The sequence below is a fragment of the Geobacillus sp. FSL W8-1251 genome, from assembly GCF_038005945.1.
Classification (GTDB): domain Bacteria; phylum Bacillota; class Bacilli; order Bacillales; family Anoxybacillaceae; genus Geobacillus; species Geobacillus stearothermophilus.
The window spans coordinates 1,932,253-1,955,333 of sequence record NZ_JBBOUF010000001.1; the positions used below are offsets into that span (position 1 = coordinate 1,932,253).

Below are 23,081 nucleotides of genomic sequence, written 5' to 3' on the forward strand. Positions count from 1 at the left end.
AGTGGGCACCACTTATACGAAGGTTAACTTTTCAATGAGCATATATATAGTGATTGACAACGCCCGTAGTGAACCGAAAAAATGTTCTCCACAAAGTCTTGACTGACTCCATCCGAAACAAGTTTTTGCATCAAATTCGGGAGTGTGGTATGCTTGTTCATAGAGAGCACCTCCTGGGTTTGTTTGTGTTGCTACTCACATTCTACAGGAAAGGTGCTCTTTTTTCTATACCCTTTGGATTTTATTGGATAATCAACACGCCTGTTTTAGGAATATACCCACAAAGGAACGGTATAATAATTATTACTTTGAGCTTTTCAAACAATTATCGGCGAAGAAACAGCTATACATTATATCGATGGAAACCATTTATCAATTAGAAAAAGGAATGACGAAAAAGCAATACATATTTGATGCGATGAAACAACTAGCTTTGGAAGCTTTCAGAGTAAATAGAGATATTATTCATAACCTGGAACGATGTGAATTATCCTCTTTTTCGGATCTTCCGAAATTGAGACAAATCATTTTACATAACGGAAATAATGCAGGAGAGCGCTTTATTTGTTTTTTCTCATTATTGCTTGTTCATCAGTACTACGGTCCTGCCTATATATGTAGTGATGACGGCAAAGGTGTATATACGATGTATAATACTTTTGTAAATAACGAAAGTTTATTTGGAATATTAGGTATCGATGATTTTTTAGGATTTAAACAGCAATACATCCTGCTGTCTTATGACCGTATTCTACAATTATCCATTCAAAATACGAAATTAAGCTCCGAAGAAATCTATGCTTTTGTGCACAGCAGCGGTCGAAACGAGTCGAGGAAGGTCATTTATTCGTTAGATGGACAGTCATTCCATACAGAAATTAAAAATGCCAATTTGGCAAAATGGATTGAAGAAGGAAAAATAGAGATTTCCTTTTAACGGAGGGGCATCCGTTGCTTCTCAAAAGTTGCGAAAGCTCGATAGAGGCAGAGAGCCGCAAGGAAGATCCGTTATGAATGTAAAAAAGAAGATTGAAAAGATCAACCATCCCCAAGAATAGGACATTGTGCTTTCCTCTATCTCTTTCGATATTGTCTGTTTATTTCCTCTATTTTTTTGTTTGTTTTTTCTATCAAAATTTTGTTGCTTTTATGGTAATATGTATAGAGATGACAATGATTTGATCTGAGTGAGGGGGATGGACATTGAAAAAACGGAAGAAATACGCGGCGGCGAGCGTGGTGTTGGCGTTGGGGCTGCTTGCTCCGGCTGTGTTGCCGACCGCAGCGGGCGCGGAAGATCGAGATGTCGTCAAGCTGCGCATTTTAGAGACGACGGACGTACATATGAATCTCGTCAACTACGATTATTTCAAAGATAGTCCGACGAATGAGTTTGGGTTGTCGAAGACAGCGCGTTTGATCGAGCAGGCGCGCGCTGAGCAGCCGAATACGCTTCTGTTTGACAACGGGGATTTGATTCAAGGAACGCCGCTTGGCGACTATGTGGCGAAAGTGAAGCCGCTGCAAGACGGCGAAGTGCATCCAGCGGTGAAACTGTTGCATTTGTTGAAGTACGATGCGGCGACGGTTGGGAACCATGAGTTCAACTATGGCTTGGATTTCCTCAATGAAGTGTATGACGATGCCAAGCTGCCGATCGTGAATGCGAACGTGTACCGTGACGATCATGACCAAAATCCGGATAACGATGTCAACTATTTCACGCCGTATCAAATTTTAGCGAAAGAAGTCGTTGATGAAGACGGGGAGAAGCATACGCTGAAGATCGGCGTCATCGGCTTTGTGCCGCCGCAAATTATGGATTGGGACAAAGCGAATTTGCAAGGGAAAGTGATTGCGAAAGACATTGTGCAGTCGGCGCAAAAGTATATTCCAAAAATGAAAGCGGAAGGGGCCGATTTGATCGTTGTGCTATCGCACTCGGGCATTGAGACCGGCGGAAACAGCCCGAATATGGAAAACGCATCGTATTATTTGACGCAAATTCCGGGGGTCGACGCCGTGTTGACCGGCCACCAGCATAAAAAATTCCCGGCGCTTCCGGGAACGACGCCCGATTTTCCGGATGGGAACGGTATCAACAATGAAACAGGCACGATCAACGGTGTTCCGGTGACGATGCCGGGGGCGTGGGGCGATACGCTCGGCGTGATCGACTTGACGGTCGAGCAAATCGACGGAAAATGGAAAGTGACGCAAGCGAAAGCCCAACTCCGTCCAGTGTATGACAAGGCGACGAAAACGCCGTTGGTTGACAGCGATTCGGCCGTTGAGCAGGCCATTCAGGCGGAGCACGAAGCGACGATCCAGTATGTCCGCAGCCCGGTGGGAAAAACTACGAGCCCGATCAACAGCTATTTTGCGCTTATCAAAGACGATCCGTCCGTGCAAATCGTCACGAATGCGCAAAAATGGTATGTCGAAAAGATGTTGAAAGGGACGAAATATGAAGGCCTTCCGGTGCTGTCGGCCGGCGCTCCGTTCAAAGCCGGCGGACGCGGCGGGGCGAGCTATTATACCGACATCCCGGCAGGGGAAATCGCCATTAAAAACGTCGCCGATTTGTACTTGTATCCGAACACGGTGTATGCGTTGAAAATTACGGGAGCCGAGTTGAAAGAATGGCTTGAGTGGTCGGCGGGGCAATTCAACCAAATCGACCCGAACAAGACAGACGTTCAGCCGCTTGTGAACAACGACTTCCCGACGTACAACTTCGACATTATTGATGGAGTGACGTACGAGATCGATGTGACCGAGCCGGCGAAATACGACAAAAACCAAAATGTGATCAATCCGAATGCGAACCGGATTAAAAACTTGAAATTCGAAGGCAAGCCAGTGACGCCGAACATGGAATTTATCGTCGCAACGAACAACTATCGGGCGACGACAAACCGGATCATCAATCCGGGCGGGAAAAACACGATTTTGGCTGCGCCGGATGAAAACCGGCAAGTGATCATCGATTACATTCGGGAAAACGGAACGATCAACCCGTCAGCGGATGGCAACTGGCGGTTTGCGCCAGTGAAAGGGAAAGCGCCGGTGACCGTCACGTTTGAATCGTCGCCGGAAGCGCAAAAATACTTGCCGCACGACGGCAGCATCCGCTATGTCACCGCCTTGCCGAGCGGATTTGCCCAATATGAATTTGCCTTGCCGCTTTGGAAGGAAGAAAAGCCCAACCCGCCAAAGCAGCCGGAGAAGCCAACCACTCCTCCAGGCCAAGTGAAAAAAGTGTACTGGGATGGCGTGGAGTTGAAAAAAGGGCAAATCGGCCGCTTGACGGTGCAAAAGCCAATCAATCTATGGAAACGGACGAAGGATGGGCGCCTTGTGTTCGTCCGCATCTTAAAGCCTGGGGAAGTATACCGCGTCTACGGGTATGACGCGCGCTTCGGCGGGCAGTACGCGGTCGGCGGCGGGTATTACGTAACAGACATTGACACGCACATCCGCTACGAAACGCCGTCAAAGGAGAAGTTGAAGTTGGTGAATGGGCAATAAAGTGAAATAGCTGTCTTAGCCGTCAGGGATGTATGCCTGTTTCGGCTAAAGGCAGCTTTTTTCCTTCAAGTGGAGTGGATGACGTTTTCATGAGTGAAAGCGTTCGATATGAAGTGTGAACATAACGGTAGGAATTTCACTTATTATCAGAATATAGTAATAAATGCATGCATTCAGATAAACAGAGGAATATTCTGTGGATTTTCCCGATAAATTCTTGACTGACTCATCAATTGAATTTTTGTGTGATAATGTACAATGAAAATGGTATAATATGTTTAAAGAGTTCCGCTTTATCATCTCCCGCCTCGAACGCCTCGAAGCGTAAGCGTAGGTGGGAGAGCGTTCAATGAAAGGAGCGAAGAAGCATGGATTTTGTGAGAGTAATAAAAAACAGCAATGATCTAGAAAAGTTCATAGATATACCTGAATCATTAAAAAATAGGAAAGTGGAAGTCATTATCCTTCCCTATGTAGACGAAGAAAATTCAGAACAATCAGAAAGAAAGAGCTTAAGAGGGGCTCTGTCAAAATACAAAAATGAGGATTTGCAGGCTCAAGAAAGCGATGCCTGGTCTCAAGCTGTGGTGGATCAATATGAAAATCATTGATGCAAACATTATTCTAAGATACCTGCTTAATGATCATGATGATTTGTCGGCTAAAGCGGCAACGATTATTGAAAATAACAAGGTGTTATTGCTAAAGGAAGTAGTCGTTGAAGTTATCTATGTTCTTGAAAAAGTGTACAATGTCGCAAATGCTGAGATCAGCGATACTCTTTTAGAACTGTTCAAATACGATAATATCGACGTGGATGATATCGAGATAGTAGAGGAAGCGCTCATTCTGTTTGGCAGAAGACGACTGGACTTTGTGGATGCCCTTTTGTACGCCTATCATAAAGTAAAGGGATACGAGGTATATACTTTTGATAAGAAGCTGAACAAGGTACTTGAGGAATAGACATCATGATATACTTGTTACAGACCCGCGAGTGGGAAAGCTTACTCCTTTAGGGGTGGGATGAAAGTGAGTCGTTTTACTAATATTGAATAATTATAAAAACATGGTATCATGTCATCGCTAGAAGGAGGTGAATCCATGCCGACGATCACGCTAAGGCTGGAACTGCACAAGCCGACGAAAGCCAAACAAGACATGTACGAACGGATGACAGAAGTGAATACCGCGTTTGCGAATTGGCTGTTGAATCATCCCAAGCTGAATCAAGCGACGAGCAAATTATTTAAAGCGTTTTCGTCGCAGCGGTTTCCTTGCGCCGTCGTGAATCAGACGATTCGAGAAGTGAAGTCCCAAAAGAAAAACCAGAAAACAAAGAAGTTCCGGACATTCTGGTGTTGCTTTAACAATCAAAACGTGAAGGTGGAAAAGAAAGGAGCGTTCTACACGGTTTCTTTCCCCACGCTGGAGAAGCGAATCGGCGTGCCGGTCGTCACGCGCCCCTATCAAGAAGCGTGGATGAATCGGCTGCTCGATGGAACCGCCAAACAAGGGGCCGCCAAGCTCTACAAAAAGAGAAAAAAATGGTGCTTGGCGATCGCGATCACCTTTGACGTGAAGCCGCGGCACGAAACAAAGGTGATGGGGGTTGACCTAGGGCTTCGCTATATCGCCGTGGCCAGCGTAGGAACGAAATCATGGTTTTTCAAAGGGAACCAATGCGCCTTTGTACGTCGACGATATGCGGCTTTGCGGCGAAGGCTGGGCCAAGCCAAGAAGCTTCATATGATTCGCAAAATCGGCCGCAAAGAGTCCCGCTGGATGAAGGATCAAAATCACAAAATCAGCCGTCAAATCGTGAATGCTGCGCTCGCCAACGGTGTTGGCGTGATTCGGATGGAAGCGTTGACGGGAATTCGGAAACGGGCAAAATCGGCCAAAGAAGCGGGGCGAAGCCTTCATGCTTGGGCGTTCCATCAATTGCAAACGATGATCGCCTATAAAGCGGAAATGGCAGGCATTCGCGTGGAGTGGGTGAATCCAACCTACACGAGCCAAACGTGTCAATGTGGTCATCAAGAGAAAGCGAACCGAAATGGCATCCGCTTCCGATGCCAAAGGTGCGGATACACTCTCCACGCCGACTTGAATGGCGCCATCAACATCGCCAAAGCGATTTCGGGCTTTGCCGTCTAACCTAGCGCACTGGTCACAGGTGCGCCGCCCATCGGGGTACATCCTAACCCGATGGGACGGGGTGATGGCACACCCTTGAAGCTTTTGCGTTGTCCGAACCAGAAATGGATGAGGACGCAAACGACCCAAGAATCCCACGCCTTTAGGCGTGTGGAGTGTCAAGATTCCGAACAGCTTGAACGGCTGGAACACAGGGGCCTGGGAGATGTCGCGCAACGGTGCGGTGACGCCCGATTGGCAATTTACCGTCGAGGTGCAGGAAGGGGAAACGATCACCTATAAGTATGTGAAAGGCGGATCGTGGGATCAAGAGGGGTTGGCCGACCATACGCGTGAGGACGACAACGATGATGACGTGAGCTACTACGGCTATGGGGCGATTGGCACCGACTTGAAAGTGACGGTCCACAATGAAGGAAACAATACGATGATTGTGCAAGATCGAATTTTGCGCTGGATCGATATGCCGGTCGTCATCGAAGAGGTGCAAAAACAAGGGAGTCAAGTGACGATCAAGGGCAATGTCATTAAAAACGGTGTTTTGACGATCAATGGCGAGCGGGTGCCGATTGATGGCCGGATGGCATTCTCGTACACGTTTACGCCGGCCAGCCATCAAAAAGAAGTGTCGATTCATATTGAACCATCGGCTGAAAGCAAAACAGCCATTTTCAACAACGACGGCGGAGCGATTGCGAAAAACACGAAAGATTATGTGCTGAATTTAGAAACGAAGCAATTGCGCGAAGGGAAGTTGACAACGCCGCCAAGCAACGGCGATTCTCCGGAAAGCGATTGGCCGGGCAGCGAAACGCCGTCCCATGACGGAGGGGCAACGCCAGGCAACGGCACCTCTCCGGGCAGCGGTGGTCCATCGGATGGCACATCCCCTGGGGGGAGCGTTCCGCCGGGCGGCACAGCTCCTCCGGGAAACGGAGCGCCTCCATCAGCACCGCCGCAAAAACCGTCTCCATCGAAACCAAAAGAGAAACCGAGAAAGCCAACCACTCCTCCAAGCCAAGTGAAAAAAGTCTACTGGGATGGCGTGGAGTTGAAAAAAGGGCAAATCGGCCGCTTGACAGTGCAAAAGCCGATCAATCTATGGAAACGGGCGAAGGATGGGCGCCTTGTGTTCGTCCGCATCTTACAGCCTGGGGAAGTGTACCGCGTCTATGGGTATGACGCGCGCTTCGGCGGGCAGTACGCGGTCGGCGGCGGGTATTACGTGACCGACATCGACACGCACATCCGCTACGAAACGCCGTCGAAGGAGAAGTTGAAGTTGGTGAATGGGGAGTAAGCAAGAAAGCGAGACTGTCCGAATCAATAGGGCAGACTCGCTTTTATATGTGAAAATAACGGCAGGAATTTTACTTATGGTCGGCATATAATAATAAGTGAATGCATTAAGGTGAAAAAAGAGGGATATGGTGAGTAATCGAGAATAAGTATATTAAACGTTTGCAATGAGTGATAAATGCCGACGTTTAGATGAAAAGAGTGGTGATCATGAATGAATAAAGAAGTAAGCAAAATCATAAAAGATATTTTTATGCGTCAAAAAGGATTTGCGAAGACAGAAGACTTAACCAGAGAAGGAGTGAGCAAATATTATATTCGAAAGTTCGAGCAAAATGGAGAAATCATTAGGATCAAACGTGGGCTGTACCGTTATGCTGCATTTGAAAGTGATCAAAATGAAGAAGTGATTGAAGTATCAAAAGTGATCCCGAATGGCGTTCTTTGTCTTTTGTCGGCATTGTCTTTTTATGAGTTAACCACTTATAACCCGTGGGAGTACCAAATTGCTATTGAAAGAAAATCAAGGAAACCCCGTTTGCCCGATTATCCGCCAATTAAAATTTTCTATTTTTCAAAAAAACAGTTTGAATATGGAATTGAAGAAGTGGAAATAGGCGGCCATAAAATAAGCATTTATAATCGTGAAAAAACGATTTGCGACATTATTCGATACAGAGAAAAAATAGGAATCGATTTAATGAAAGAAGGTTTGCGAAATTATTTACAAAGTTCTGAAAAAAATATAAGCAAACTGGTGGAATGTGCTGAGAAAATGCGCATCAAGACGGTTTTATTAAAATACTTAGAGGTGCTTTTATAATGGGAAATGTTAAAAATATACCTGCTTCAGTTGGAGAAAGACTAAAGAATATTGCCAAACAAAGTGGAAAAACCTTTGATTTCATTTTACTGTTGTATTTTCAAGAAAGGTTGCTATACCGACTTTCCATTTCTAATTATCGGGATAAATTTGTTCTAAAAGGCGGTCTCTTTTTATTTTCCTTAACACAATTTCAATCTAGGCCAACCAAAGATATTGACTTTTTAGCTAGACAAATTTCAAATGATATTCAATATATCAAAACTGCGTTTGAGTCCATTTGTACGTTAACTGCTGAAGAAGATGGAGTCGAATTTGATGTAAAGGGCATTACGGCTGAACGAATTAAGGAGGGTGCTGATTATGAAGGAATTCGTATTAAAATTCCGGCAGCACTTGGCAAAATAAAAAAGCAATTGCAACTGGATATTGGATTTGGTGATGTCGTGATCCCAAAACCACAAGAGATGCAGTATCCTACTTTATTAAATATGAAGCCCCCGGAAATTCGAGTCTACTCCACTTATTCAGTAATAGCTGAAAAGTTTGAGGCGATGATCTCACTATCTGTTGTCAACAGTAGGATGAAGGATTTTTATGATGTTTTCATGCTTTTATCAACCGAGAATTTTGATGGACGCGTCTTATGGGAAGCCATATTTGAAACCTTTCAAAGACGTCGAACGAATTTAGAAAAAGAACATCCTGTGTTTTCACCTTCTTTCGCAGAAGATGAGAGCCGAAACAAACAGTGGAAGGCATTTTTGCAAAGAACGGGTATAAAAGAAGATCTACAGTTTCCCTTCGTCATGGAGAAAATTCGAGATTTTCTTTTTCCTGTATATGAATCAATTTTAAAAGAAAATGAATATTGGAAAATGTGGAATAGCCGGGCTCTTAAATGGGAGTAACGAAGAAGACAACAGCTCAAAAATTAGAAAAGCATAGGGTAGACTACATGAATTGAGCAGTAATATTTGAGAGCCTGACAAAAACGAGACAAGAAAAACTGGCTGACGGTGATCAACGTGTACCGCTTTTTCAGCGGTACGACGAATTCATTCGCGACGAGGTCATGGGGATTGGCTGGCCGCTGATTGGCAATTTGGACGGCATAAGCAAAGATGAACGGACAACGTGTAAGACATCGACACGCACATCCGCTACGAAACGCCGTCGAAGGAGAAGTTGAAGTTGGTGAATGGGGAGTAAGCAAGAAAGCGAGGCTGTCCGAATCAATAGGGCAGCCTCGCTTTTTGCACGTTATTGTTCACTCGTGACCGTAACCGCCAACCCGTCCGCATCATAGGAAAGGGCAATCACAAGGCCGTCTTTGTGAAATGCGAGTGCAGGCGGGTAGCCTTGGGTAGAATCGGACTGTTCATACTTGTTTCCAAATAGCGTGATGAGCTGTTGTTTCAGATTGTTGTAAATCGCTGTGAGCTGATCGTTTGTATACTCCTTTCCGGCATCGAACGAGTAGCCGTAGAAGGCCAGCTTTCCGTTCTCAAATCCATAGACGAGCAGCGTATCGTATCCAAAAAGAGAAGTCGAATAGACCCAGGCTTGGCCGCCGTCTATATTTTCTTGTAGGATCAATTTTGCGGTTTCCAACTTCTTGACTTGAGAAGCGGACATGCCGAGCTTGACTCCGCGGAACAGTTGCTCCATTTTGACTTGATTGAGTTTGGCTTTGGACGGCGTTTCGTATTTTACCCGAGCATCGCGATCGACATAATATCCACCGCCCAGCCCTAACATGCCCGGTTTAAACGTGTAAATGCGGTACGTTCCGCCGGCTTTTAACGTTTTTATGTAAACTTTCTTCTCTCCTTGCAACTTATAAAGCTCGGTATCTTTTAAAACGGTCAACTTGCCGATCTGTCCCTGCACCAATTCCATGCCGTTCCACCAAACTTTTGCTTGCGCATCGTGGGCGTGAAACGGCGACAGAAGGATTCCGGCGCTTAGTGCTGAGACGGCTAGAAATTTTTTCATGATCTTCATCAAGTATGCTCCTCTCTTAACAAAGATAGAAGAATAATATGATCCATTTTATCCTATCTTTCACTCTTTAGCCAAGTCTGTTGGAAATCTTGTTTGACGAAATATTGACCTTTGCACCGCCAAAGCACCCTCTTTTTCTTCGAAATCATTCTTTTTTCTCTTTTCTTTTGACGGAAAGACATCTATGATGAAAGAAAAAGAGAAAGGAAGGAGCGGGCGGAAGTGAGGAAATGGATGCAGGCGGCGGCAATTGGAATGCTGTTGGCTGTGGCTGGATGGCTTTTGATGCCCAGTTCATCAACGGTTAAAGCGGAGGATTGCGGGGAGCTTGTCGGAACGGAAAAAGTGTGGTGGGACGGTGCTGAACTGAAGCCCGGGCAAATCGGCCGGTTGACGGTCACAGCGCCGACAGAGCTATGGTTGTCGAACAAAGCTGTCAAGACGCTGCCAAGCGGCGCGGTGTACCGCGTGTACGCGCTGGGCGGCGGTTATTTTGATGTCGGCCGAGGATATGCGATCAAGAACGATGCCCGCGTCCGCTATGAAACGCCGTCAAAAGAGAAATTGGCCGCTGTTTTATGCGTGCAGCGAGTGAAGGCGAACATGGTCGATGTCACGATGAACGGGGTGGCGATCGGCGATCCGCGCGCGAAGGTCGAAGCGATGTACGGCAAGGCGAAGCGGAAGACGAAAAACGCCTACGGCCTATATTGGGAGGCGTATGATCAGGGCGGCTACCAAAACTTTTTGCTGGTGAGCTATGACCGTGATCGGGTGGCGGCGATGTACACGAATCAGCCGATTGTCCAAACGAAAAAAGGAACGGGCATCGGAACGGCGAAAACGGCGGTGGAAGCGCGCTACGGCCGGCCGCTCGCCTTCATCCAAAAAAAGGATGCCGTCTACAACATTCAAAATGACGAATACGGGATCTATCTTGTCAACGGCCGCTACGTCACCTTCTTTTATGACCGGTACAACAACAACCGGGTGGATGGCGTGCTTGTCGTCAATCGGGCGCTCGAGGATGAAAAGCCCGGGTTTTACGGAACGCCGACGGAGGAGCTGCGCACGGCCTATGAATATCAAATTTTTGATTTAGCAAACGCGGCGCGCCGCTTGCACGGGCTTCCGGCGCTCGCGTGGGATGCGAAGGCGGCGGCGGCCGCCCGTGAACATAGCGAAGATATGGCGGTCCATCACTACTTCTCTCATACGAACTTGCAAGGCCTGTCGCCGTTTGACCGCCTGAAGCGCCGTGGCATCGCGTATCGCGTGGCGGGAGAGAACATCGCCTACGGACAATACGATGCGATTTTTGTCCATGAAGCGTGGATGCACTCGCTCGGTCATCGGCAAAACCTTTTATATCCGGACTTTACCCGCCTCGGCGTTGGGGTGGCGTTCAATTCATTTCATCAACCCTACTACTCTCAAGAGTTTTATGCTCCGTGACCGCGGATGATCCTTTCGCTTCTCAAGAGCGTCCCAGCAGTGCTGGGACATTTTTTTGACCAGATAAATGGAAAAAGATCCCCCTTTTTGTAGAAGTTTGTCGTATAATAGAATCAGTGGCAACAAAATGATAGAAAGAGAGGAAAATAGGACTAGTGGGAAAAGCGAAGAACATCATCCGCATTGGGGTCGGGGCGGTGTTGGCCGCATGGACGGCGCTGCAGGCGGCAGAAGCGGATGCCGGAGCGAATGTCGTCTACTGGGAAGGCATGCGCCTTGTGCAGGGGCAGATTGGAAAATTGGAGATCGTGAAACCGATTAACCTATGGAAACGGGAAAACGGGGCGCTGACGTTTGTCCGCGTGTTGCAGCCTGGAGAACAGTACCGGGTGTATTCGTATGACGAGGCGTTTGGCGGCCAATACGGGGTTGGCGGTGGATATTACGTCACCAATATCAAAGGGCATGTTGTGTATAAAACGCCGTCAAAGGAGAAGCTGAAGCTTGTCAATCCTGGGCGGTACGGAGCGAAACAACTGGCGGTCGGCACGGTGGTAAAGGAGGTGTCGACGCGCATCGCCTCCGGGGTGGAAAAAGAGGAAATGGAAATCGTCGGAACGCGCGGCAAGCAGCATGTGTACAAGCTTGACATCGATACGTCGAATGAGAGGCTGGCCATTGAGACGGCGCTGTCCAATGATCAAGTGCTTGGCATTGAACCGGTGCTTGAGCAGGCAAAACGGTACGATGGCCGCGACGGAATCGTACTGGCGGCGGTGAACGGCGATTATTTCAAAGAGGATGGTTCGCCGACCGATTTGATGGTGCACCGGGGAGAGATCGTGATGACGAATACAACGCCGGCGGCGGAACGGACGATTTTTGGCATCAGCGCTGATGGGAAGCCGATGATTGGAAACCCAGATGTTCAAATTGGCGTTCGAATTGGAGAAGGAGGCTCATATCCCGTCGATGGCATCAACAAGCCGCGGCGCGCTCATCAGTTGATTTTGTACACCCCGTATTTCGCTGCTTCCACGAAAACGAACGCTCTTGGGACGGAAGTCGTGCTGACGAATGTACAAGGGGTGTTGAACGGGAATGGAACGGTCACCGGAACGGTGAAGAAAGTGGTAGTCGGTCAAGGCGATGAACCGCTCCAGCCTGGAGAGCTCGTGCTATCGGGCCATGGCCGGGCGAGCGACTATTTGCGGCAGGCGAAAGAAGGGGATGCGGTGGAAATTTCCCTTCAGTATGACCAGCCCGAATGGAGTGGGGTGAAAGAAGCGCTCGGCGGCCGATACCGGTTGGTGGCGGATGGAAAAGTGCAGCCGTTTTCGATTGAAGGAGTCCATCCGCGTACAGCCGTCGGCATTGACAAGAACGGAAATGTCATGCTCGTCGTTGTCGATGGCCGCCAGCCTGCCCATAGCCAAGGAATGACATTGAATGAGCTGGCCAAGCTGATGTATGAGCTTGGCGCCGTCGATGCGATGACGCTCGATGGCGGCGGTTCTTCGACCTTTGTCGTCCGCCAGCCAAACGGGCAGCTCAAAGTCGAAAACAAACCGTCTGATGGATTTGCGCGTCCGGTGGCGAATGCGCTTCTTGTTGTGTACAAAGAGACGCAAGAGAACGGGGAAAGCGAAGAAGTGCTTGATGACTTTGAAACGGAGTCGAAGTGGAATGCATCGGGCGTCAACTATGTGGGGGCTGCGGTCGAGCGGACGACAGAAAAGGTGAGAGAAGGAAAGCAGGCGCTGAAAATTTCATATGATTTTCGCGGGATGCCAGGGACATCCGGCGTCTATGCTAGTCGGGAGGAAGCGATTTGGATTTCGAAACGGCCGCAAGCGATTGGCATGTGGGTGTATGGAGACGGAAGCGGCCATTGGCTGCGCGCCCAGCTGCGGGATGGAAGCGGGCGCCGCATCTGGATCGATTTTGCCCGCCATGTCAATTGGACCGGTTGGAAATATGTGCAGGCCGCTGTGCCTAGCGATGTCGCGCTTCCGCTCATGCTGGAGATGCCGGTGCGTTATATGGAAACGGATATCGGACGGAAAAACGCCGGAGCGATTTACATCGACGGCCTTCGCGCCATCTTCCGCTGATGGGCGCGCCTCCCCTGCTTGCCTAGAAGGATGGTGAATGAACAAGGGATGTTGCTCATCGATAGGGGTTCCGAAATCGAGAAAGTCCTTGCATGCTGTTCTTCTGGGCATTTGCATTTCTCTGAAAAGTATTGTATATATGTGGATAGGCAAACCGCAAGGGAGGCAAAAGCTTGACGATGGACGAACAAACGTTGTTGGAGCAGTTGCGGAAAAACCCGCCGAAGCTGGTCGGAGGATATAAAAAACAAGGATGGGCGATCAAAGTGTTGGAGCGAATCGCCAATCCGGATGTGGAAGAGGAAGGAGGCGGCCGGGTGACGGCCAAAGCAGTGCTGTGGGCGCAAGACGGCACGTATTATCCGGCTTTTTTAACGATTGACCTCCATCAACAAGGGAGAGTTGTTGGCGTCTATTTCATCGCCGAAAACAAGGAACAGTTCGATTTGATTCCGTTCGAATGGGCGAAAGAGTTTCTTGGAAAGCCAGAACAGGCCATCATTCCGTTTCGCTACCGGACGCTAAGCAAAATCGACGGGGATCAGCAGCAAACGAACTGGCCGCACTTTCGTTGATCAAGGCTGGCTCTGACAGTCAAAAAGGTGGCTGAAGAGTCAGCCTTATTTATGCTTGGAAGGGCTTACGTTGGATTTTTTTTCAGGGCATATTGTCATTTTGCCTCTTTTCCAGTAAAATTGAAATACATGTTTACTATTTTTGTAGATAGCAGGTGAAAGCGTGAGGAGAAAACGGAGAAAAGCATTTTCCATCATCGGATGGCTGGCGGTGTTTTGGCTATCTTTTTCACTGTTGGCCGTTCAGACGGAAGCGGCCTCGTTCCCGAATGTGGAGCGGCTTGAACAGCATGCCGCCCAGCTTGAGCGGGCGATGAAAGCCAATCAATGGTCCAAGCCGTACCGTCTCTTCAACCAAGTCAAACGCGATTATGAGGCGGCAAAAAAAGAAGTGGCGCGCGTGCGTCCACAAACGGCAAGGGCGCAGTTGGAAAAACGGATCGCGGCCGGAGAACAGACGATGAAAAAGGCTTCCGCCTATATCAGCGCCGTCGAAAGCGGGGAGCGATTGCGCGCCTTGACGGCCAACGTCGACCGGGCGCTGCGGACGGGGGATGTGGATGTTGTGTACGATTCCTACGGTCCGCTGGAATATCAAATTCGCAAAACAGCGATTCTCATCGGCCGCGTTCCGGGAGCGTCGCTGCGCGAAAAGATGGAAGGATGGTTTCAACGCCCGGCTTTGGCTGTCAAGCAGCGCGCGTATGATCCCATCAATATTATGAAAGCCATGGACAAGTTGCTTGATGCGTATGATGAAGGGGATATCGCGCGGGCGGAGCGGTTGCTGTCGCTTTGCGACCGGTGGCTGCCAAACGTGGTGGATGCGGCGACGCGCAAGCAGCTGGCGGTGTATATCGATGATTTTAAAGCGCCGGTTGTCTTAGATGTCGATATCGAATAAACTGGCGCATGTCGGGAGAGGAGAGACGGATATGAAGGTGATTCAGCGATGGACGGCGGCTCTTCTATTGCTTGCGGCCTCATTTTCGGTTTGGAGTCCGCCGGCGGAGGCGGCGACGGCTCCGGCGTCAACGAAGGTGCTCGAAGAAGTGCGGAAAATTGTCCGCCAGTATTATGTGGAACCAGTGAGCGATCAAGTGCTGAAGGCGAGCACCCCGCAAGATATTGTCAAACAGCTTGACCCGTATTCTGCCTATATGACAAAGGAAGAATACGAGGAATTTTTGAAGTGGATTGATATGGAGTCTGTCGGCATCGGCGTGATGATTGAGGAAGATGAGAACGGCGTCCACATCATGTCTGTCTTGGACAATGGGCCAGCCGCCCGCGCCGGACTGCAGCCGGGCGATGTGATTCAGGCTGTTGACGGGCAGCCGGTAACGAATGAGACAATGGAAAAAGTATTGAGCTTGATCGCAGGGGAAGAAGGAACGACGGTGGCCGTAACCGTTTGGCGGCCGTCGACCGAGGAAACCGTCAGCGTCACCATCAAGCAGGAAAAAATCGACTGGCCGAACGTGGAGTTCAAACGGCTGGCAGGGAATATCGGCTATATTCAGCTATATAGTTTTGATGAGACAGCGCCTGCTGAGATCGAACGCGCCATTCGCTCGTTAAGCGGGGTGAAAGGGTGGATTTTTGACCTCCGCGACAATCCGGGGGGATATGTGGAAACGGCGCAGCAAATCGCCGGCTTTTTCCCGAATGTGAAACAGGCGTTTCAGTTGCGCGACCGTTCGAATCACCCAGAAGTGTATGCCGCTGTCAAACAGCCGGTGCAAATGGCGGGTCCGATCCGGCTGCTTGTCAACGCGTCGAGCGCGAGCGCGTCGGAAATGTTGGCGGCGGCGGTGAAGGAGCAAAAGGCGGCCGTTTTGTATGGGCAACGGACGTTTGGCAAAGGATCGATGCAGGAAATGTTTGAGCTGTCGGACGGCAGCATGTTGAAGTTGACCGTCGCCCACTTTTTCTCGCCAAAAGGGACGCCGATTCATCATGTTGGGGTGAAGCCGGATGTGCCGACGGTTGTTGGGAAAGAGCTGTATGCCGCTCACCGCGATTTGCTGATTGGCCAGCTGAAAGGGTATCAGTCGCTCGGCAAGCTGCGCAATGCGCCGGTCGATAAGACGTTTGTCGTCCGCTTCTCTCGTCCGCTCGCCAATACCGCGGTAAGCGGAGTAAAATTGTATCAATTAGGCGGACGGGAAGCGGCGGTGACGGCGCAAATCCGCCGGGGGACGGAGCTTTTGATCAAACCGGCAGCGAAGCTGGCCAAAGGGCAGAGCTATTTATTGGTCATTCCGCCGGTGTTGAAAAGCAAAGACGGCGTGGCGATGAAAAAAGGTGCTTACATGGAGATTCAAACCGCTGCTTCTACGAAATAAGGCCCTCCCGTCGAGATGGGTTGGATAGCCGTCGTTCTTGATGATGCAATGTTCGGCTGTTGCGTCTAAGGCTCAACGGACAACGGGAGCGCGGTCGTTTTGAACGGAACGATGCAAAGAAAGCTGGCCTCCATCGGTCGTTTGGCGACCATGGGGGCCAGCTTTTTGCCGGTTACTCCTCGCTTGATTGCGTTTCTTGCTTTTCGCTCTGTGCCGGGGAGGATGGGATCGTCACCTTCCAGGACGTCCAATCCGGTTCTGCTTTGCGCAGCAATTCCGGTGGGAAGAGGAACGTCCATGGTTTGCTGGTGTGGGCTTTCACTTCCAGATGGCACGGAAATAATCCGCGGGCGACGATATCGCCAGCATAATCCCGCACTTCAAGCGGGATTTGTTCAAAATGGATATGTTTGTCGCTGCCGTTGCGAATGAGCAACGTGACGCCTAGTTCACCGGAAGGCAGCTGTTTCGCTTCAATGCCCATGAAGTTCACCTCTCCGGGAGCGGGAGGCGGAACCGAGTCAACGAGGGCTTGCAGCTGTTGGCGCTGCTTGGCCGACAGCGTCTGCTCCCAGCTTTCCTCTAGATCGAGCCGATGCCGCGGTGTCAGTTCAAAGGCGATCTTCCATCCATCTTGAGGCAACTGATCGACGAGCTTGTCCTCGGCGGCGAACAAAAACCGCCACGGGCGGGCCGTCATTGGCGGCAGTTCGCCGAAAGCGCTCATATCAAACTCTTTGCGGGCAATCGCCGTGCCATCCTCGTCAAGCAGCAACAGGCGGATTCGTTCAAAGCGAACCGGCTTCGGCAGCGTGTTGCGCAAAATGGCGACAGCGACAAACCCATCGTTGTATTCGACCAGCTTGACGCCGGAAATGGAAATTTGGTTTGGCTGAAGCGGCGGCAGCTGTTCGTGGTAAAAGCGATAGACGTACGTTTCTTCCGGAGACAGCTGCCAGTCCGGATGAAACGACAGCGTCGTTTTCGTTCCGACCTCCGGCTGTTTGACATGTTGCGCCGGCAGCTCGGCTTCCGGTTGCGTGCGTTGTTTTCGTCGGAAAATCATAGGGAACCTCCCTCTAGAAATGTTGATTTATCAAGGCTTTTCGGCCCCTCAGGGGTGTCCAAAAAATATTTTTCGACAAAATCCCTTACATCCTTTTTCAGTTTTGTGGATATCTTACAGACCTAGGGTGCGCTTCGCGGTCGCGGCTGGGGATATTTTCCTGCCGTGGGGGGGAAGCATATTCGATGCACCCTTTGGATCTCCGCGTCGCTGATGAGGACGAACCCTCCCATGTCTCCGGGCGTCTTCGCGCCAACATTCCCTCGTTCGGTCTCGTCATCAGGCGGAGGCCGGCCAAGCTCCTTTAGGGACTCAAGGTCGAATGGATGAAATCACGCCAGCTTCTCCGGTGTCATCTCGTTGTCCAACGATTCTTCCGTTCGCAGGGGGAGGCCTTAGGCCGCCCGTTGCACCTGGGACAAGACGTCCTGTTTCATTCGCTCCGCGTCAAACGCTTGTTTCTTCGTACAAATCGCAAACAGCACATTCAACAGCTTCCGGCACAAGGCGACGATGGACTGCTTTCCGGTCAGCGGATTGACGGATCGGGTCGTATAATACTCATGCAGCTCGCGAAACGCCTCGTTGTGCCGAATCAGCGGAATCATCGCCCGAAACAGCACCGAGCGCAGCCGTTTCCGTCCCCGTTTGGAGATGTGCTTTTGCCCTTTGCGCTGGCCGGAGGAGTTCTCCTTGAGCGTCAGGCCCGCCAACTTCACCAATTGGCGCGGGTCCCGATAATGGGCGAAGCTGCCGATCTCCGCCAGCAGATCGATGATCGTGGCGTCTCCCAACCCGTCGACCGTTTTCAACCATTGGTACTCCATCGTCGTTTGAACCAATGCCTTCAACTCGGCGTCCAGTGCAGCGATCTCCGCCTCCAATTGGCGGTATCGGCGGACGAGCGCGGCGATCTCAAACCGGGCCATCGCTGTCCCTTCCGTCACCCCAATCGAGTCCTTCGCGGTGTTGATCAACGCCTGAATTTTGGCCTTCTGCGGGCATTTCATCCCTTCGCTTTGCCGGTACACCTCAAGAAGCTCCTCCACCGTCCGGCCGGCCATATCAGCCGGAAGCGGCGTCCACTCCAACACCGAAAGCGCCGTTTTCCCCAAGTCACGAAACACGGTCCAAAACTCTGGAAAATACCGATCCGTCCAGCGGACGATCGCGTTTTTCACCGCCGTCTGTTCCTTGCGGAGCTTCTCTTTGAGCGTGCTTCCCACGCGCAAATCGGCTTCAATCTCGTGCAGCAGCCGGGGAACGAGGAATCGTCCGTCTTTTGCCAGTCTGGCAATGACCAGGGCGTCTTTGGCGTCGTGTTTCGTCGGCAGGTTGTCATCAAGTTCTTTCGACCGGCACACATGCGCCGGGTTGACCATGACCAACGGGATCCCGTGCTCCTCGAGGAAGTAGGCCAGGTTCAACCAGTAGTGCCCGGTCGGCTCCACCGCGACGATCACCTCTGACTTCCCAAACGCTTGCATCGCCTCCTGAATCGCTTTATACAGCTGCTGAAACCCCTCTTTCGACTGGAAGATCGGGAACGACTTGCGAAGCACGCGCCCCCGGTCATCCACGAAGCAGGCGTAGTGGGTTCGTTTCGCGATATCGATGCCCACGACAAGCGTTTGTTCCGTAACTTGATCAATTTTATAGTTTTGTGTACAATTCATCTGAAGTCCTCCTTGGCATGATGGTAGGTATTGTTTGACACCCCTGCATCATACCAAGAGGGCTTTTTTTGATCAAGTCCCCGGAAAAGCTCCTAACGGGAATGCTCCTTTACGAGGCGGCGTGCTGCGCCGCGGTTATGGTTCGTTCGCGGCGGCGGCCGCTTCGTCATCGATGACAAACTGGCTTTTCAAATAGTTCATGGCTGTCGTGCAAATGCCGGCGTCGATCGCTTGCTGCAGCGCGACGAATTCGCGGTAGGCGTCCATTTCAAAGGCGCGGTACGGATCCTCTTGGCCGTAGCTGCGCAAATGAATCCCCTCTTTTAATACATTCAGTTGATTTAAGTGGCGAATCCAGTGGGCGTCGATGGTTTCAACCATCAAATGCTTAAGCCGCATCGTTTGTTCTTCGTCGCACGGAAGATCGGCGAGCGCCGCTTCAAGCGATTGGTATTCGTCCCAAACAAGTTGGGCGATTTCTTCTTTTTGCTTATGGCGAAGATCATCAATCGGATAGGCAAACCGGAAAAAGGCACGGCGCAGCTCGTTGTGCAGTCCTTCGATGTTCCACTCTTCAAAAAAGACGTTTTTCGGACAATAACGGTCGATCGTTTGCGTGATATAACGCTGAATGTGCCGAAGGAGCTCGGACAGCACCTCTGCTTGCTTTAGCGCCAAGACGCGATCACGCATATGGTAGATGACTTTGCTTTGTTGGTCGATCACGGTGTCCAATTTCAATAAATGCAATCGCGCCGAATAATGGGCGTTTTCGATCGTTGTTTGCACTTTTTGGACGAACTTGATCGGGTCGGGCGACACGATGAGCCCGGTTTCATCCGTCTTGACTTTGCTTCGCCATTTTTCCAGTTCCTCTTGATCGTACAGCTGAAATAAATCATCCTCCAGCGAAATGATAAACTGGGAAGACCCCGGATCCCCTTGGCGTCCTGCCCGGCCGCGCAGCTGCATATCAATGCGATGGCTTTCATGCCGCTCTGTGCCGATGATGTGCAGCCCGCCAAGTTCCTTGACGCCTTCTCCAAGCAAAATGTCGGTCCCGCGCCCGGCCATATTGGTCGCGATCATCACTTGCCCTTTTTGCCCGGCGGTCGCGATGATGCGCGCTTCTTCTTCCTCCGTTTTGGCATTGAGCAGGTGGTGAGGGATGCCTGCTTTCGAAAACGCCGCTGACAACCGTTCCGACTGTGCGACCGATGTCGTACCGATGAGAACGGGACGGCCGATGGCATTCATTTTTTTCACTTCGTCGATAATTTTCCGTACTTTCGCCTCGTACGTCTGGTAGACGAGGTCGTCCCAGTCGGTGCGGCGGGATGGCCGGTTTGTCGGAATCGTAATCACGCGCAGCCGGTACGTTTGCCAAAATTCTTCTTTCGACGGCGTAGCGCTGCCGGTCATCCCGGCTAGCTTCTCATACATGCGAAAATAGTTTTGGATCGTAATCGTGGCTTGGATGTCGTTTTCTTCGGTGATTTCCACACCTTCTTTCGCTTCAATGGCTTGATGCAGGCCGTCGCTGAACGAGCGTCCTTCCATCACCCGGCCGGTGAACGGGTCAACGATCATCACTTTGCCGTTTTTGACGATGTAATCGACATCCCGCCGCATGATAAACCAAGCGCGCAGCGACTGCATCGCATGATGGAGCAGCACGTGATGCTCCCAGTCGTATAGATTGTCGATGCCAAACGCCCGCTCGATTTTTTGCGCCCCTTCTTCGGTGAGGAAAATTTGTTTCGTCTCCAAAGACCGTTCATACTCTTTTCCTTCTTCGAAGGTGCGGACGATGCGCGCCATAATCGGGAACAATTCGGCTCCGATTCCCGACTTATTGGCGATAATGAGCGGGGTGCGCGCTTCGTCGATTAAAATGCTGTCGATTTCATCGATGATGGCGTAATACAGCGGGCGCTGCACTTTATCTTCGAGGCGGTACACCATGTTGTCGCGCAAATAATCAAAGCCGAACTCGGTGCCGGTGCCGTACGTGATATCGGCCGCGTACGCTTCTTTTTTCTCGCTGGCCGTCATTTGCGACAAATTCAGGCCGACGGTTAAGCCGAGAAAGCGGAACACACGGCCCATTTGTTCGCAGTCCCGGCGCGCCAAATATTCGTTGGCCGTAATAATGTGGACGCCTTTTCCAAGGAGGGCGTGCAAGTAGCTTGGCAAAGTGGCCGCCAACGTCTTTCCTTCCCCGGTCTGCATTTCGGCGATGTTTCCTTCATGCATCGCCAATCCGCCCATCAGTTGCACGTCGTAATGGCGCAGACCGAGCACGCGCCGCGCCGCCTCCCGGACGACGGCAAACGCCTCGGTTTTTATGTCATCGAGCGTCTCGCCGCGTTCGAGCCGTTCTTTGAAGACAACCGTTTTTTGGCGCAGTTGTTCATCGCTCAGCGAAGAAATGGTTGGTTCCCATTCATTGATTTGCGCCGCCAGCTTGGCAAGACGCTGCACGTCTCGCGCGCTTTCGTCAAATAGTTGCTTTACTTTTGCAAACATATGTCCATTCCTCTCCTAGACAGGCATGATTCACACCAAGTGCTTTAAACCTAATTATAGCACAAGATGTTTCCTGTGGAGGGAGGATGTAAAATGTGGAATCGTTCGCCGGATTGGCGCTCGAGCTTCTCGCGGCAAGGGAAAAAGAAATTTTCCATCCTTGGGGACAAAAAAGGGGTGTAAAAAAAGATTGATTTACTCATCGTATATGGTAACATAAAGATGATGTGTGTTTCCGCGATTTTATAAGGCCAAGGTGATTGCATATGAATATGGAAGCATTTTCCGCATGTTTGGCTTCGTTTATCACAGTATTGGTCATCACCCCGTTCGTGATTAAACTCGCGGTCAAAATTGGCGCGGTCGATCGGCCGAACGGGAGAAAAGTGCATACAAAAGTCATGCCAAGGCTTGGCGGATTGGCCATTTTTATCGGTGTCGCCGTCGGCTATTTTGTCGGCGGGGTGTATAAAGAGCAAGTGACGGGGATGACGGTCGGCGCCATCATCATCGTGCTCGTCGGGATGCTCGACGATTTGTACGAGCTGTCGCCAAAAGTGAAGCTGGCCGGCCAGCTGCTGGCGGCGTTCGTCGTTGTTGCTTCCGGGCTGAAGGTCGATCTTTTGACCGTTCCGTTTGTCGGCACGTTTGAGTTGGGGCTGTGGAGCTACCCGATCACGATATTTTGGATTGTCGCGATTACGAACGCCATCAACTTGATCGATGGATTGGATGGATTGTCCGCGGGCATTTCCGCCATTGGGATTGCGGCCATTGCCGTTATGGCGGGCATGGCAGGCAAAATGCTCATTTTCACGCTCTGCTTGATCCTCTTAGGCAGCGTCATCGCGTTCTTGTTTTACAATTTCCACCCGGCGAAAATTTTCATGGGGGATACCGGCGCGTTGTTTTTAGGATATGCGATTTCCGTCCTGTCGGTGCTAGGGCTTTACAAAAGCGTGACGCTCTTCAGCTTCGTCGTTCCGGTGATCATTTTGGGTGTGCCGATTTTCGATACGACATTTGCCATTATTCGCCGCATTGTGAATAAAAGGCCGATCTCGGCGCCGGATAAGTTGCATCTTCATCATCGGCTGCTGGCCCTTGGCTTTTCGCATCGCAACACGGTGCTGCTCATTTATGCGTTTGGCTTGATGTTTGCCATCAGCGCGATTTTGTTCTCCGCCTCGACGTTATGGCAGTCCATTCTCATCGTCTTTGCCTTGATCGTCTTCGTGGAACTGCTGGCTGAACTGATCGGCTTGGTCAATGATCAGTACAAACCGTTTATGACTTTTATTCGTAAGATGCTTCGGGGAAGCCGAAAAGTATACGGAAATGACCGATAAATAGCAAATGAGCCGTTTGTGCCATGAAAGGGACAAACGGCTTTTTTCAGGAATGCCCCGTCTTTGGAAAATTATGCCCTTCTTTTTCGTTGTTTATGCAGCTTCTGCCGTTCCTTCGCTGATTTTTTTGCGGCAAGGCCAAGATTGCC

The 23,081-nt window shown here is 50.4% G+C and carries 17 protein-coding genes and 1 pseudogene; 14 read left to right on the forward strand and 4 right to left on the reverse strand.

All coding sequences use genetic code 11. The features are described 5' to 3' along the window. The first annotated feature begins 358 nt into the window (after positions 1–358). The 8 genes and pseudogenes from NSS88_RS10130 (at position 359) to NSS88_RS10165 (ending at position 8,724) form a co-directional block, all read left to right on the forward strand. The gene (locus tag NSS88_RS10130; protein ID WP_341084297.1) at positions 359–937 is read left to right on the forward strand and encodes a hypothetical protein; all 579 of its coding nucleotides are present in this window, start codon (positions 359–361) and stop codon (positions 935–937) included. Between the two features lie 266 nt (positions 938–1,203). After that, positions 1,204–3,531, forward strand: coding sequence for a bifunctional 2',3'-cyclic-nucleotide 2'-phosphodiesterase/3'-nucleotidase (locus tag NSS88_RS10135; protein WP_341084299.1), 2,328 nt, complete (start codon positions 1,204–1,206; stop codon positions 3,529–3,531). A gap of 368 nt (positions 3,532–3,899) precedes the next feature. Continuing rightward, positions 3,900–4,142 (forward strand): hypothetical protein, encoded by a 243-nt coding sequence (locus NSS88_RS10140; RefSeq protein ID WP_025949136.1) that lies wholly within the window; start codon positions 3,900–3,902, stop codon positions 4,140–4,142. Further along, entirely contained in the window at positions 4,129–4,497 is a 369-nt protein-coding gene (locus NSS88_RS10145; RefSeq protein ID WP_025949135.1) for a PIN domain-containing protein, read from the forward strand. The genes NSS88_RS10140 and NSS88_RS10145 overlap by 14 nt, the downstream gene beginning before the upstream one ends. A 138-nt stretch (positions 4,498–4,635) precedes the next feature. Beyond that, complete coding sequence (locus NSS88_RS10150) at positions 4,636–5,691, forward strand: RNA-guided endonuclease TnpB family protein (RefSeq protein WP_049626219.1); 1,056 nt, start codon at positions 4,636–4,638, stop codon at positions 5,689–5,691. Between the two features lie 160 nt (positions 5,692–5,851). Beyond that, positions 5,852–6,991, forward strand: a pseudogene (locus NSS88_RS10155) (alpha-amylase family glycosyl hydrolase); the annotation flags it as partial. Positions 6,992–7,204: 213 nt separating this feature from the next. Beyond that, a complete protein-coding gene (locus NSS88_RS10160; RefSeq protein WP_025951212.1) occupies positions 7,205–7,813 on the forward strand; it encodes a type IV toxin-antitoxin system AbiEi family antitoxin domain-containing protein in 609 nt (202 codons plus the stop codon). Next, positions 7,813–8,724 carry a nucleotidyl transferase AbiEii/AbiGii toxin family protein gene (locus NSS88_RS10165; protein WP_049626221.1) on the forward strand — a complete coding sequence of 304 codons (912 nt, stop codon included), beginning with the start codon at positions 7,813–7,815 and terminating at the stop codon, positions 8,722–8,724. Before NSS88_RS10160 ends, NSS88_RS10165 begins: the two co-directional genes overlap by 1 nt. A gap of 352 nt (positions 8,725–9,076) precedes the next feature. On the opposite strand, the gene NSS88_RS10170 is transcribed toward NSS88_RS10165, so the two are convergent. Then, positions 9,077–9,820, reverse strand: coding sequence for a hypothetical protein (locus NSS88_RS10170; RefSeq protein WP_049626222.1), 744 nt, complete (start codon positions 9,818–9,820; stop codon positions 9,077–9,079). A 222-nt stretch (positions 9,821–10,042) separates the two neighbouring features. Between NSS88_RS10170 and NSS88_RS10175 the strand changes: the two genes are divergently transcribed. The 5 genes from NSS88_RS10175 (at position 10,043) to NSS88_RS10195 (ending at position 16,312) form a co-directional block, all read left to right on the forward strand. Beyond that, complete coding sequence (locus tag NSS88_RS10175; RefSeq protein ID WP_341084306.1) at positions 10,043–11,275, forward strand: CAP domain-containing protein; 1,233 nt, start codon at positions 10,043–10,045, stop codon at positions 11,273–11,275. 155 nt (positions 11,276–11,430) lie between these two features. Beyond that, positions 11,431–13,389, forward strand: coding sequence for a phosphodiester glycosidase family protein (locus NSS88_RS10180; RefSeq protein ID WP_055358530.1), 1,959 nt, complete (start codon positions 11,431–11,433; stop codon positions 13,387–13,389). 173 nt (positions 13,390–13,562) lie between these two features. After that, positions 13,563–13,964 (forward strand): hypothetical protein, encoded by a 402-nt coding sequence (locus NSS88_RS10185; RefSeq protein ID WP_049624559.1) that lies wholly within the window; start codon positions 13,563–13,565, stop codon positions 13,962–13,964. Between the two features lie 163 nt (positions 13,965–14,127). Beyond that, positions 14,128–14,868, forward strand: a complete 741-nt coding sequence (locus tag NSS88_RS10190) for a hypothetical protein (protein WP_055358531.1) — start codon at positions 14,128–14,130, stop codon at positions 14,866–14,868. 31 nt (positions 14,869–14,899) lie between these two features. After that, positions 14,900–16,312, forward strand: coding sequence for a S41 family peptidase (locus NSS88_RS10195; RefSeq protein WP_341084310.1), 1,413 nt, complete (start codon positions 14,900–14,902; stop codon positions 16,310–16,312). A gap of 172 nt (positions 16,313–16,484) precedes the next feature. Here NSS88_RS10195 and NSS88_RS10200 read toward each other — a convergent pair whose 3' ends face one another. The 3 genes from NSS88_RS10200 to secA2 all read right to left on the reverse strand — a co-directional run bounded on the left by NSS88_RS10200 (position 16,485) and on the right by secA2 (position 21,583). After that, a complete protein-coding gene (locus tag NSS88_RS10200; RefSeq protein ID WP_049626153.1) occupies positions 16,485–17,378 on the reverse strand; it encodes an accessory Sec system S-layer assembly protein in 894 nt (297 codons plus the stop codon). Between the two features lie 395 nt (positions 17,379–17,773). Continuing rightward, entirely contained in the window at positions 17,774–19,054 is a 1,281-nt protein-coding gene (locus tag NSS88_RS10205) for an IS110 family transposase (protein ID WP_055358439.1), read from the reverse strand. A gap of 135 nt (positions 19,055–19,189) precedes the next feature. Then, on the reverse strand, positions 19,190–21,583 hold the full coding sequence (gene secA2 / locus NSS88_RS10210; RefSeq protein ID WP_341084316.1) for an accessory Sec system translocase SecA2: 2,394 nt from the start codon (positions 21,581–21,583) through the stop codon (positions 19,190–19,192). Positions 21,584–21,849: 266 nt separating this feature from the next. Between secA2 and NSS88_RS10215 the strand changes: the two genes are divergently transcribed. Next, complete coding sequence (locus NSS88_RS10215; RefSeq protein WP_328058484.1) at positions 21,850–22,932, forward strand: glycosyltransferase family 4 protein; 1,083 nt, start codon at positions 21,850–21,852, stop codon at positions 22,930–22,932. Positions 22,933–23,081 lie beyond the last annotated feature (149 nt).

Bases quoted from the DNA above. Each gene is read 5' to 3' on its own strand.
- NSS88_RS10130 (WP_341084297.1), top strand. From the start codon at position 359: ATGGAAACCATTTATCAATTAGAAAAAGGAATGACGAAAAAGCAATAC.
- NSS88_RS10140 (WP_025949136.1), top strand. From the start codon at position 3,900: ATGGATTTTGTGAGAGTAATAAAAAACAGCAATGATCTAGAAAAGTTC.
- NSS88_RS10145 (WP_025949135.1), top strand. From the start codon at position 4,129: ATGAAAATCATTGATGCAAACATTATTCTAAGATACCTGCTTAATGAT.
- NSS88_RS10150 (WP_049626219.1), top strand. From the start codon at position 4,636: ATGCCGACGATCACGCTAAGGCTGGAACTGCACAAGCCGACGAAAGCC.
- NSS88_RS10160 (WP_025951212.1), top strand. From the start codon at position 7,205: ATGAATAAAGAAGTAAGCAAAATCATAAAAGATATTTTTATGCGTCAA.
- NSS88_RS10165 (WP_049626221.1), top strand. From the start codon at position 7,813: ATGGGAAATGTTAAAAATATACCTGCTTCAGTTGGAGAAAGACTAAAG.
- NSS88_RS10170 (WP_049626222.1), bottom strand. From the start codon at position 9,820: ATGAAGATCATGAAAAAATTTCTAGCCGTCTCAGCACTAAGCGCCGGA.
- NSS88_RS10195 (WP_341084310.1), top strand. From the start codon at position 14,900: ATGAAGGTGATTCAGCGATGGACGGCGGCTCTTCTATTGCTTGCGGCC.
- NSS88_RS10200 (WP_049626153.1), bottom strand. From the start codon at position 17,378: ATGATTTTCCGACGAAAACAACGCACGCAACCGGAAGCCGAGCTGCCG.
- NSS88_RS10205 (WP_055358439.1), bottom strand. From the start codon at position 19,054: ATGAATTGTACACAAAACTATAAAATTGATCAAGTTACGGAACAAACG.
- secA2 (WP_341084316.1), bottom strand. From the start codon at position 21,583: ATGTTTGCAAAAGTAAAGCAACTATTTGACGAAAGCGCGCGAGACGTG.
- NSS88_RS10215 (WP_328058484.1), top strand. From the start codon at position 21,850: ATGAATATGGAAGCATTTTCCGCATGTTTGGCTTCGTTTATCACAGTA.